Source organism: Bacillus massiliglaciei (assembly GCF_900098925.1).
GTDB lineage: Bacteria > Bacillota > Bacilli > Bacillales > DSM-1321 > Peribacillus > Peribacillus massiliglaciei.
The window spans coordinates 377,952-389,472 of sequence record NZ_LT622357.1 but is presented as its reverse complement, the minus strand read 5'-3'; the positions used below and the strand labels follow the sequence as shown (position 1 = coordinate 389,472).

Annotated in this window: 11 protein-coding genes; all 11 read left to right on the top strand. The window is 43.3% G+C overall.

Features of this window, described 5'->3' with window-relative positions; all coding sequences use genetic code 11:
* The first annotated feature begins 226 nt into the window (after positions 1 to 226).
* The 11 genes from BQ4305_RS21375 to BQ4305_RS07525 all read left to right on the top strand — a co-directional run bounded on the left by BQ4305_RS21375 (position 227) and on the right by BQ4305_RS07525 (position 11,499).
* Positions 227 to 397 carry a hypothetical protein gene (locus BQ4305_RS21375; RefSeq protein ID WP_199880500.1) on the top strand — a complete coding sequence of 57 codons (171 nt, stop codon included), beginning with the start codon at positions 227 to 229 and terminating at the stop codon, positions 395 to 397.
* A gap of 158 nt (positions 398 to 555) precedes the next feature.
* Positions 556 to 1,815, top strand: a complete 1,260-nt coding sequence (gene ltrA, locus BQ4305_RS07570; RefSeq protein ID WP_110926384.1) for a group II intron reverse transcriptase/maturase — start codon at positions 556 to 558, stop codon at positions 1,813 to 1,815.
* A 159-nt stretch (positions 1,816 to 1,974) separates the two neighbouring features.
* Positions 1,975 to 3,618, top strand: a complete 1,644-nt coding sequence (locus tag BQ4305_RS07565; RefSeq protein ID WP_110927226.1) for an amidohydrolase — start codon at positions 1,975 to 1,977, stop codon at positions 3,616 to 3,618.
* A gap of 177 nt (positions 3,619 to 3,795) precedes the next feature.
* On the top strand, positions 3,796 to 4,725 hold the full coding sequence (gene rarD, locus BQ4305_RS07560) for an EamA family transporter RarD (RefSeq protein ID WP_110927370.1): 930 nt from the start codon (positions 3,796 to 3,798) through the stop codon (positions 4,723 to 4,725).
* A 497-nt stretch (positions 4,726 to 5,222) separates the two neighbouring features.
* Positions 5,223 to 6,227, top strand: a complete 1,005-nt coding sequence (sppA, locus tag BQ4305_RS07555; RefSeq protein ID WP_110927225.1) for a signal peptide peptidase SppA — start codon at positions 5,223 to 5,225, stop codon at positions 6,225 to 6,227.
* Positions 6,228 to 6,238: 11 nt separating this feature from the next.
* The gene (locus BQ4305_RS07550) at positions 6,239 to 6,874 is read left to right on the top strand and encodes an RDD family protein (protein WP_110927224.1); all 636 of its coding nucleotides are present in this window, start codon (positions 6,239 to 6,241) and stop codon (positions 6,872 to 6,874) included.
* A 215-nt stretch (positions 6,875 to 7,089) separates the two neighbouring features.
* Entirely contained in the window at positions 7,090 to 7,764 is a 675-nt protein-coding gene (locus BQ4305_RS07545; RefSeq protein ID WP_199880608.1) for a DUF2953 domain-containing protein, read from the top strand.
* Positions 7,765 to 7,779: 15 nt separating this feature from the next.
* Entirely contained in the window at positions 7,780 to 8,241 is a 462-nt protein-coding gene (gene ytfJ / locus BQ4305_RS07540; RefSeq protein WP_110927222.1) for a GerW family sporulation protein, read from the top strand.
* Between the two features lie 252 nt (positions 8,242 to 8,493).
* Positions 8,494 to 8,994, top strand: a complete 501-nt coding sequence (tpx, locus tag BQ4305_RS07535) for a thiol peroxidase (protein WP_110927221.1) — start codon at positions 8,494 to 8,496, stop codon at positions 8,992 to 8,994.
* 139 nt (positions 8,995 to 9,133) lie between these two features.
* Positions 9,134 to 10,126 (top strand): class I SAM-dependent methyltransferase, encoded by a 993-nt coding sequence (locus BQ4305_RS07530; RefSeq protein ID WP_110927220.1) that lies wholly within the window; start codon positions 9,134 to 9,136, stop codon positions 10,124 to 10,126.
* A 122-nt stretch (positions 10,127 to 10,248) separates the two neighbouring features.
* A complete protein-coding gene (locus tag BQ4305_RS07525) occupies positions 10,249 to 11,499 on the top strand; it encodes an acetate/propionate family kinase (protein WP_110927219.1) in 1,251 nt (416 codons plus the stop codon).
* The last annotated feature ends 22 nt before the right edge of the window (positions 11,500 to 11,521 follow it).

Genomic DNA, 11,521 nt, shown 5'->3' with positions numbered 1-11,521 from the left:
TGTGTGCGCCCGGCATGGGTGCAGTCTATAGGGTGAGAGTCCCGAACCATGAAGGCAGTAGTAATGGTTAGCTTAACGCAAGGGTGTCTGTGGTGACGCAGAATCTGAAGGAAGCGAGCGGCAAACCTCCGGTCTGAGGAACACGAACTTCATATAAGGCTAGGTACCATTGGATGAGTTTGCACAACAAAACGAAGTCCTTACTGCCGAAGGTGGTACAGAGTAAATGAAGCAGATAGATGGAGGGAAAGACTGTACTCTTACCCGGGGAGGTCTGATTGGAACGCCAAGTTCCCTTGGTAACCTATCCAGCGATGGACAGCTGAACAATCAGAAGTCAGCCGAGGTCATAGTACCATTCCAACTCGAGATGGAATGGGAAGGACTGAACTATTAGGAAGAACGAGAACTAGGCATATAATTCCTGTATAGAAGCAGACAATCCGAAAGGACTTACTTGAAGGAGGAAGTGGTGAATTCCACAGGGGACTTCATGAGGGTGGAGCAGGAATAACATAATTAGATTTCTACGTTCACGTCGAAAGGAAATATCACATGTTAATGGATCTGATTCTGTCACGGGAAAACTTAATAGAAGCACTTAAACGTGTGGAGAAGAACAAAGGGAGTCACGGCATAGATGGAATGTCCGTAAAATCCCTACGAAGACATCTCTATGAGAACGGGGAAACTCTTTGTGATTCATTAAGGGAAGGTACCTATCAACCTAACCCAGTCCGTCGAGTCGAAATCCCGAAACCGAACGGTGGAGTAAGATTACTAGGAATACCTACCGTGACAGACCGGTTCATTCAACAGGCTATCGCCCAAGTTCTAACCCCACTTCTTGACCCAACCTTCTCAGAACATAGTTATGGGTTTAGACCAAATAGAAGAGGTCATGATGCGGTTCGTAAAGCAAGGGAATATATAAGTGAAGGTTATAGATGGGTGATTGACATGGACTTGGAGAAATTCTTTGATAGAGTCAATCATGATAAGTTAATGGGGATATTAGCAAGTAGAATCCAAGACCGGCTGGTCTTGAAACTTATACGGAAATATCTCCAAGCAGGAATTATGATGAATGGTGTAGTCTATGATGCAGAAGAAGGAACACCACAAGGAGGTCCACTGAGCCCCCTTCTTTCGAATATCCTTTTGGATAAACTTGATAAAGAGTTAGAAAGGAGAGGTCACAAGTTTGTCCGCTACGCCGATGATTGTAATATTTACATGAAATCGAAGAAAGCTGGAGAACGAGTGATGAACTCAATTACATGCTTTATTGAGCAGAAATTAAAGCTCAAAGTAAATAGAGAAAAGTCAGCAGTTGATCGCCCGTGGAAACGAAAGTTTCTTGGCTTTAGCTTTACGGTCAATAAGAAACCGAAGGTTCGAATAGCCAATGAAAGTATTAAAAGGCTTAAGGCTAAAATACGGGAGTTAACCTCCCGTTCTAAACAAATTCCTATGGAAGTTAGAATCGAGAAACTAAATCAATATCTAACGGGATGGTGTGGATATTTTGCATTGGCTGATACACCAAGTAAATTTAAAGAATTTGATGAGTGGATTAGACGGAGACTCCGTATGCTTGAATGGAAACAATGGAAGAAACCGAGGACAAGAGTAAGAAAACTCAAAGGTCTAGGTGTCCCTGACCAAAAGGCATATGAATGGGGAAACTCCAGAAAGAAATATTGGAGAATAGCCTGTAGTCCAATCTTACACAAAACCCTCAATAACTTGTATTGGAGTCACCGAGGGTTGAAAAGTTTATATAATCGATATGAATTTCTGCGTCAAACTTAATGGAACCGCCGTATACCGAACGGTACGTACGGTGGTGTGAGAGGTCGGGGGTTAATCACCCCCTCCTACTCGATTTTATCATTTCCTCCTATTGGCAATCAGCAGCTCTGGTGATAAACTAACTGAATATTAAGTTTACATAAAGGGGCACGGACAAATATGGGAACCATATGGCATAATGGCATGATTTACACATTAAGTAAAGAGGGGGAGACTGTTGAAGCGGTTTATACTCATAACGGAAAGATTATCGAAACAGGGGTTTATTCCTATTTAAAAGAGACATATGAGCGACATATTTCCAAGGAAATAGACGTAAAAGGCATGACGATGATTCCGGGTCTTGTTGACAGCCATTTGCATTTGGTAGGACATGGCGAACGGCTGATGCGTCTTGATCTTTCCTTTATGGAAAGCAGGGAAGCCGTATTAGAAGCTGTCAGAAGAAAGTGTGAAAGCGTTCCGCCCGGTCATTGGGTAATTGCAGAAGGATGGAATGAAAATGAGTGGCAGGAGCCTGATTTGATTCTTCGCGATGATCTTGACCGGATTTCTATCGAGCATCCGATTGTTTTAAAAAGAGTTTGCCGCCACGCTTTAGTTGTTAATTCAAGAGCGTTAAAGAAAGCGGGAGTCACAGAAGAAGTTATGGAGCCGGCAGGTGCCGTTATTTCCAGGTATGATGACGGCCGGCTGAACGGATTATTCAAGGAACAGCAGGCATTGAATCTTATTTTGGATCATCTGCCGGACATTGACCGGGTATATGTAGAAAAGGCTCTGGAGATTGCCATAAAAGATGCTCATCGGTTAGGGCTGACAGGAGGGCATACGGAAGATCTTCATTATTACAATGGTTTTTTGCCAGTTTATCAGGCGTTTCAATCTGTAATTGAAACAGCTGGTTTGCGGTTCAGGGCTCATTTGCTTGTCCATCATGAAGCCTTTGATGAAATGCTGGAATATGGCGGACGATATGGAGGAGGCACCGAATATGTAACATTTGATGCTGTCAAGATCTTTTCCGACGGGTCATTGGGAGGGAGGACTGCTTTATTAAGCAAGCCATATAAAGATGATCCATCAGTGAATGGAGTGGCCGTCTTTTCAGAGGAGGAACTCCAGAAAATTATTGTAAAAGCAAGGAAGGCAGAAATGCCGGTTGCAATTCATGCGATAGGGGATCTTGCCTGTGAATATGTCCTGAATGGGCTTGAAAAGCATCCGCCTAAGCGGGGGCAGAGAGACAGACTGATTCATGCCCAAATAATGAGACCGGATCTGATAAAAAGGGCAAGAGACCTTCCGTTGATTTTTGATATTCAGCCTGGCTTTGTCCCATCTGATTTTCCATGGGTTGAAGATAAAGTGGATGAAGAGCTGCTTGATTCTTCATACGCGTGGAAGACCTATTTAGACAATGGAATCATTTGTGCCGGCGGTTCAGATGCACCGATTGAATCACTGAATCCTTTTCTGGGAATCCATGCAGCTGTAACCCGAAGAAATCCTTTTGAGAAAAATGGGACTTCCTATGGAGCAAAAGAAACACTTACTGTTTATGAAGCCGTATCTCTCTATACGAAAGGCAGTGCAGCAGCCATTATTCATGAGTCCGACCGAGGACAGCTGAAAAAAGGTTTTGATGCAGATTTCACAATCATAAGCCGTGATATCTTTAGAGGAACTCCAGATGAGATTTTGGAAGCGGAGGCTGTTATGACAGTCATTGGAGAAGAAATTGTTTTTGCAAAGGCGAGCTGTGAGCAAAAAGATGGGGGAAATTCAAAAAAGGCCTTATAATAAAATAAGGTAAGAGCGCCTATGTGGACGCTGCTATGAGTAATGGGCAAATAAAAAGTGAATCAGTACATACATTGGGCTGCAGGATCCTATTGGGAGAGTCGGGGGACTGCAGTCTCATTATGGAATCCTATTATTTCGGTTCCGGAAATAAATGAAGGAAAGAAGGAAGGAAAAATGAAACTGGCAAATGAAAGAGAAGGAGCGCTTTATGCGGCCCTGTCTTATATGATTTGGGGAATCGTCCCGATATATTGGAAGCTGTTGGATCAGGTGTCAGCGGGTGAAATATTGGCACAGCGGGTAATTTGGTCTTTTGTTTTTATGGTCATGCTGATTGTGTTAAGTAAAAAGTGGGCAAAGTTCCTTAGTTACATGAAGGAGATTCTAAGTAACGGCAAGCTGTTTTTTGCCTTGCTGACGGCCTCTGTTCTGGTTACGGCAAACTGGGGGATTTTTATTTGGGCGGTTAATTCCGGAAAGATCCTTGAAACGAGTTTAGGCTATTATATTAATCCGTTGGTCAGTGTTCTGCTCGGGGTGATTGTGCTGAAGGAAAAATTAAGCGGAGCGCAAATCTTATCCTTTATATTGGCGGGGATCGGCGTGTTGGTCCTCGGAATACATTTTGGGTCAATCCCGTGGGTTTCGTTAATTCTTGCTATCACATTTGGTCTATACGGCCTTGCCAAAAAAATGATTAAGGCGGAGTCATCGATTGGCTTGACACTCGAAACATTAATGGTAACACCAATTGCTTTAGGTTATTCCATCTACTTGCTGATACAGGGGCAGGCGGCTTTCTTTTTATCCGCTTCAGATGCTTTGCTTCTTATCGGAGGTGGAATCGCTACAGCCCTTCCTTTATTATATTTCGCCAAAGGGGCTCAAAAGGTTCCGCTTTCGATGCTGGGCATCCTGCAATATATTGCACCAACCCTTTCCTTACTGATCGGGGTATTTATCTATCATGAAGCATTTACGAAGACCCATCTGCTGGCCTTCTTGTTTATCTGGTCTGCGTTAGTCATTTATACCCTTTCGATTACAAAGTGGGGGAAAATGAGCCTGCATAAAATGAAAGAAAAACGAAATATGGGAGCGTAAGAAAGTACGTTTTCCCGCTTTATTCTATAAGCAGCTTCAAGGCCGTCCCACAAATTGGGCGGTCTTTTTTTAGGGAAACAGATGCAGCTGATCGGTAAAAGGCATTGAGAGGCCCGCCGCCCTCTCGGTGTCTTTTGTCATTTTGGGATGGAATGGCGGGTGAATTTCAGCTCAGGGCACTTGTTGCTTCCAGGAGAAGCAGGATCGGCCCTGCCTGCGGAAAGCGTCCCCCCTGCGTTCTATTCTGCCTGCTGTATTTACATAATTCTATTACAAAAGGTGTGAATCATAGTGTTTGGACAGCCCTCCATTCTCACCCGGAGAGTTCTTTTGTCATTGGAAAGCGCAGCTTGCATACATATTGAAAGTAGCAGATAATCTAAAGATTTCCAATTTGAGGTTTATTTGTTACAATTTTAGTAGTATGAGTAATTTTTCATATGTTTATATGGAGTATCAGAAGAATTTAGTGCAGAGAGTTAAAGGGGGAAGGATCATTGAATGGCAAACGCTGGGCAGCATTAGGAATAGCTGCTGTTTTATTAGTAGTATCAACGGTTTTCAGCATAGCAACAACGCTGTTTACTGCTGACACGGAAAGTATGCTGGAGGACATAGTGGGTTCGGAGCCTTATTTTGAAGAAGTAATGGAAGAAGGAGACAGCTTAACCGATACAATTGCGGTCTTTGACGTGGAAGGGACCATTCAGGATACAGGAGATTCAGAAAGCCTGTTTTCAGCCGGTACATATGATCATAAAGCCTTTATGGATAAATTGGATATGGCTTTGGAGAATGATGATATCAAAGGAATTATCCTCCGTGTTAACTCTCCGGGCGGCGGTGTAGTCGAAAGTGCTGAAATATACAATAAACTAAAAGATATAAGAAATGCGAAAAAACCGGTTTATATATCAATGGGGTCTATGGCTGCTTCAGGCGGATATTATATATCTGCACCTGCGACAAAAATTTTCGCAAGCCCGGAAACCTTGACTGGCTCTCTCGGTGTCATTATGCAAGGATACAATTATGAGAAGCTTGCTGAAAAGTATGGGGTAGAGTTTGAAACAATCAAAAGCGGGCCTTATAAGGACATCATGAGTCCGACCCGTGAAATGACGGATGAGGAAAGAGACATTCTTCAGGAAATGATTGATAATTCCTACAGCCAATTTGTGAAAATTATTGCGGATGGCAGAGGCATGTCCGAATCGGAAGTAAGGAAGATTGCGGATGGAAGAATCTATGATGGCAGACAGGCAAAAGATGTTGGTCTTGTAGATGAATTTGGAAATCTGGATGATGTAATTACAGCCATGAAAAAAGAACAAAAGCTGAAAGATGCTTCTGTCATCCGCTATACAGATGAATATGGCTTCGGATCGCTATTTTCAGCGAGTGTACAGAAATTCATCGGTCAAGATGCAGAAACAGCAGTACTGAATAAGCTGCTGACTTCTTCAAATTCTCCTAGACTAATGTATTTATATGCGGAATAGGGGGGAGAAGGATGACTGAACGCAATGAACCGAAAGAAGAGAGAGTGACAGCTGAACCTGAAGAAAAGATAGTCAGTCCTTTCAGCGAAGAACAGAAGCAAGGAGAAGAAGCTGCTGGCACTCCATACGATGGAAAAAACAGTGAGCCTATACAGAGTGAGATTCAGGCTGAAAATCTGGTGGCCCAGCCTCAAGGATCCGTGTTGGAGAAGCAAAAAGATAATCCGGCAGATTTAACACCATATGCAGGTTTCTGGCTGCGCTTTTGGGCTTATCTGGCAGATCTTGTGGTCATCTTTAGCCTTAATGGCTTTTTGGTCCGTCCAGTGTTTCATTTTTGGGATCTGAGTTCCTATAACTATTGGATTTCGCCAAAGACCGTCCTTGCCGGCTTAATCTTTTACTTATACTTTGTCCTGATGACGAAGTTTTTTGGGCAGACTCTTGGTAAAATGATTTTTGGATTAAGGGTTATCGCAGTCGGGAAAGAAGGAATGTCTTGGGGGACCATCTTGTTTCGGGAACTGGTTGGCCGTTTTATTTCCAAATGGACATGGGCAGGCTATGTAATCGCGGGGATCATGCCTAAAAAGCAGGCCCTTCATGATATTTTTGCGGATACAAGAGTGGTAATTGAAAAAAGATAGCCTAAATTAGAGAGAGGCTGCATAAAGGCGTTCCGTTTACGGGCGTCTTTTTGTTTGCACACTATTCGAATAAGCGGTTTGTGAAATGACGAGGCAAGTGCTTCTCGAGATTCTGAGCAGTTCCGGCTGATATCTATTCCATTGGCGGTGCGAGGGCGGCAGGTTTATTTTAAGTCGTGATGGCCGATAATGAGAAGCTGAAAGGGAGTGAACGAATGGAGTGGCTCATTCTCGCTATTGGCCTTATAATTCTCTTGGGATTCCTTTTGATATTCACGAAAGTAAAGATATTTATTCATTACCAGGCTGATGTGAATAAGAGTGATACCACTGTTCGATTTTCAGCATGGTATGGTTTATTGCGATATACGGTTCATATCCCTGTTTTGGAATGGGATTCAGCCGATCTAGTCATTAAACAGGAAAAGGGACAGAGAAAAAAAGACAAGGTGATCCGGATTCGTCCGCAAGATGTAAAAGAAATCCTGGAAGATCTCAAGACTCTGACCGATCATACGATTCAGTTCCATCGGATTCTAAAGAAATTCATGCGGACGGTCAGGGTCCAAAAGTTTCGATGGCACAGTCTGATCGGCACAGGCAATGCTGCTCATACAGGGACAGCCCTTGGTATTTTTCTGACACTCAAATCCTTTCTTGTTTCTTTGCTGAGCACCTACTTGAGTTTCCAGATCGCTCCCCAGTTCTCTGTTCAGCCTGATTTTCAGAGAAGACAGCTGATGACCTCTTTTTCGTGCATATTGCAGTTTCGTCTGGGGCAAGCTATCCTGACAGGAATTAAGTGGTTTCGCTATTGGAAAGGTTCAAAGGAAATGCTGAAATCCAGATTATTTGCGGGAATGAACGATTCCAATAATCAATCAATGTAGAGTGGAGGAGTAATGATGTCAGATCATCCTATCGAGGGCTTGATGACAACAGCTATGGAAAACATTAAAGAAATGGTGGATGTGAATACAATCATCGGGGATCCGGTAGAAACACCTGATGGCAGTGTGATCATAACCGTTTCTAAAGTAGGTTTCGGTTTCGCGGCAGGCGGAAGTGAATTTATCCTGGATAATCAGAAACAGGAAGGCGGCGGACAAAAGAAACAGCCGTTCGGCGGCGGAAGCGGCGGAGGTGTTTCCATTACCCCAATTGCTTTTCTTATTGTCGGTTCCCATGGAGTGAAAATGGTGCATCTTGATGAAGGCACTCATTTATTAGATAAGTTAATGGATATGGCACCGCAGGCAATTGAAAAGATTCAGTCGATCATGTCCAGTATGGGGGGCAGTGAAAAAGAGTCCGGCTCCTCTCCAGATTCTTCGAAGCCATCTCCAAAGCCTGAAATCGGCTTATAACCCGGCATCATGCCGGGTTTAAATATGTCCGGCCACCTATCCGTCTCATGAATGGCCCCTGTCAGATTTCCATTCAGTCCCATGAACCTTCATGAAAGATTCCTTGAGGAGAGAGCCCAGCGCAGTAAAACATCCCCTTTTTCTTAAACAGGCTTGAACTGTCTGATTCTGCATGGTGATTGATTGCAAAAAAAGAGAAAAACCCATATGATTAATCTTGTACATAAAGGAAGATAAAGGAGGAATTTATTAATGGCTTCAGTAACATTTAAGAATGAACCGGTTACACTTGTCGGAACAGAAGTAAAGGTGGGGGAAAAGGCGCCTGATTTTACCGTCCTTGCTAACGACCTGTCACCCGTAACTCTTTCTGATACGAAAGGTTCCGTCCGTATTATTAGTGTGGTTCCATCCATCGATACTGGTGTATGTGATGCACAGACACGCAAATTTAATGAAGAAGCAGGGAAAATTGAAGGTGTGACAGTGCTTACCATCTCTAATGACCTGCCGTTTGCTCAGAAGCGTTGGTGTGCAGCCAGCGGTCTTGAAAATGTTCAGGTTCTTTCGGATCACCGCGACCTTTCTTTTGGGGAAGCTTACGGAGTATTAATGAAAGAATTGCGCCTTCTTGCCCGTTCTGTATTTGTAATCGACAGCAATGATATCGTTACTTATGCGGAGTATGTTCCGGAAGGTACGACTCATCCGGATTACGAAGCAGCATTGGCTGCGGCGAAAGCAGCGAAGTAAAATGATGAGCCAGCGGGCCGGACGATGTTCCGGCCTGTTTTTTTCTAAAGATCAGCAGTCAAGATCTGAAATCTCCTGCTTGTATCTGCATCTGTATATATATAAAATAGGGTAAGGAATACACAGGAGGAATAAACTATTGAAATCATTAACCCCAGTTGAAGAATTATTTCATGAATTTAATGAAACAGCTACCATTTTGCAGGAAGAATTAAACTGCACTTATTTGGACGCTTTAGGAGAAACAGGAGAGAACTTTTTCCAAGGAAAAATATTGCAGGATAAAATCAGCGATGTTTCATTGAAACGGCTGAAGAAACATTATACTGCTTTTTCGGTGGGGAAATTTGATAAAGAACATATCCGAAAAGCCTATCAGCTGGCGATCTTAAAAGGGATGAAGGAAAATGTGCAGCCCAATCATCAGATGACACCGGACGCTGTCGGAATGTTTGTCAGCTATTTAATCGGAAAGTTTACAAAAGGAATGAAAGAATTCACCATGCTTGATCCGGCAGTTGGAACAGGGAACCTGCTTTATACAGTTCTGAATCAGTTAACGGATAAGCATATCGCCTCATTTGGGGTAGAGGTGGATGAAACGTTGATCAGCCTTGCCTATTCAGGGGCAAATCTGCAGGAACATCCGGTGGAATTTTTCAACCAAGACAGTCTGGAGCCGCTTTTTATCGATCCTTCTGATGTAGTGATCAGCGATCTTCCAGTCGGCTATTATCCGGATGATATTAGAGCGGCTGATTACAAGCTCAAGGCGGATGAAGGGCATTCCTATGCACACCACCTGTTCATTGAACAAAGTGTAAGGCATACAAAGGAAGGCGGCTATTTGTTCTTTATCGTTCCGAATAATTTATTCCTGTCGGAAGAAGCGCCGAAGCTAAATCAATTTATTAAGGAGCATACCCATATACAAGGGATGGTACAGCTTCCGCTTTCGATGTTTAAAAGCGAATCGGCTGCAAAGAGCATTTTGATCCTTCAGAAGAAAAAAGAAGGCATCACTGCTCCGAAAAAAGCATTGCTCGCACAGCTTCCTAAATTATCTGATTTGGACGCAACAAGAAATGTGATGCAGCAGATGGATGATTGGTTTAAAGAGGAAAAATACTAAGGACTAAGGAATAGAAGCTAATGCTTGTTTGCATTAGCTTTTTCTGCAAAATGACAGAGAGACGGGAGCGACAGTCTTCCAGAAGCAGCCGCCTGTCAAGAAATGAAAAAAGGAGTACTCAGATGTTTAAAATCATGGCGATCAATGCCGGCAGTTCATCATTGAAGTTCCAGCTGTTCGAAATGCCGGGAGAAGAGGTGATCACCAAAGGAATCGTTGAAAGGATTGGATTGAAGGAATCCGTTTTCACCATCTCTGTCAAGGGAGAAAAGGTTTCTGAAACAGTAGAGATTCCCAATCACGAAACCGCGGTTTCTATATTATTGGAAAAATTGCTGGAATGGAAGATTATCAGCTCATATGCAGAAATTAACGGAATCGGACACCGAGTTGTTCACGGCGGAGAAGTATTTGCTGATTCAGTCTTGATTAATGGAGAAGTAATCAGACAAATTGACAGGCTTTCGGAATTAGCCCCTTTGCATAATCCGGCCAATTTAACCGGTATTAAAGCATTTCAAAGTATTCTTGGTGAAACACCGGCTGTTGCTGTATTTGATACAGCTTTTCATCAGACAATGGACACCAGTACATATTTATACAGTCTGCCATATGAATTTTATCAAAAATATAAGATTAGAAAATATGGGTTTCATGGAACTTCTCACAAATATGTTTCCTTGCGCGCAGCAGAGATGATTGGCCGGCCTCTCAGGCAATTGCGCCTGATTTCCTGCCATTTGGGCAGCGGAGTGAGTATAACGGCTATCCATGAGGGAAAATCGATTGATACTTCCATGGGTTTTACACCGCTAGCCGGTGTAACAATGGGAACGCGCTCAGGGAATATTGATCCGGCTTTGATTCCATATATCATGGAGAAGACCGGCAAAACAGCCGATGAGGTGCTCGATATACTGAATAAAGAGAGCGGCCTGCTTGCCCTGTCCGGCTTCTCGAGTGATTTGAGAGATATTATGGAAGATGCCGGTCAAGGGAATACGCGTGCGAAGCTGGCGATACAAGTATTCGCTGACAGGATTCATCATTACATAGGTGCCTATGCAGCCAAAATGGGCGGTGTAGACGGAATCATCTTTACAGCAGGAGTTGGAGAGAATAGTGACTTGATCCGGGCACATATTCTGGAGAATCTGGAGTTCTTGGGTATATATTTGGATAAGGGACTGAATCATAGACAAAATGAGGAAGCTTTTATTAGTAAGCCTGGTTCACCAGTTAAAGTCATGGTCATTCCTACGAATGAGGAAGTGATGATTGCCAGAGATACGATGAGGGTGGCGATTCAGAAAGTCTCCCGGGATCCTGCTGAGCAGGGGGTTATGGAGGCTGGAAAACAGGGTATACTGTAAATCTCGCTAATCGAAAAGGAGG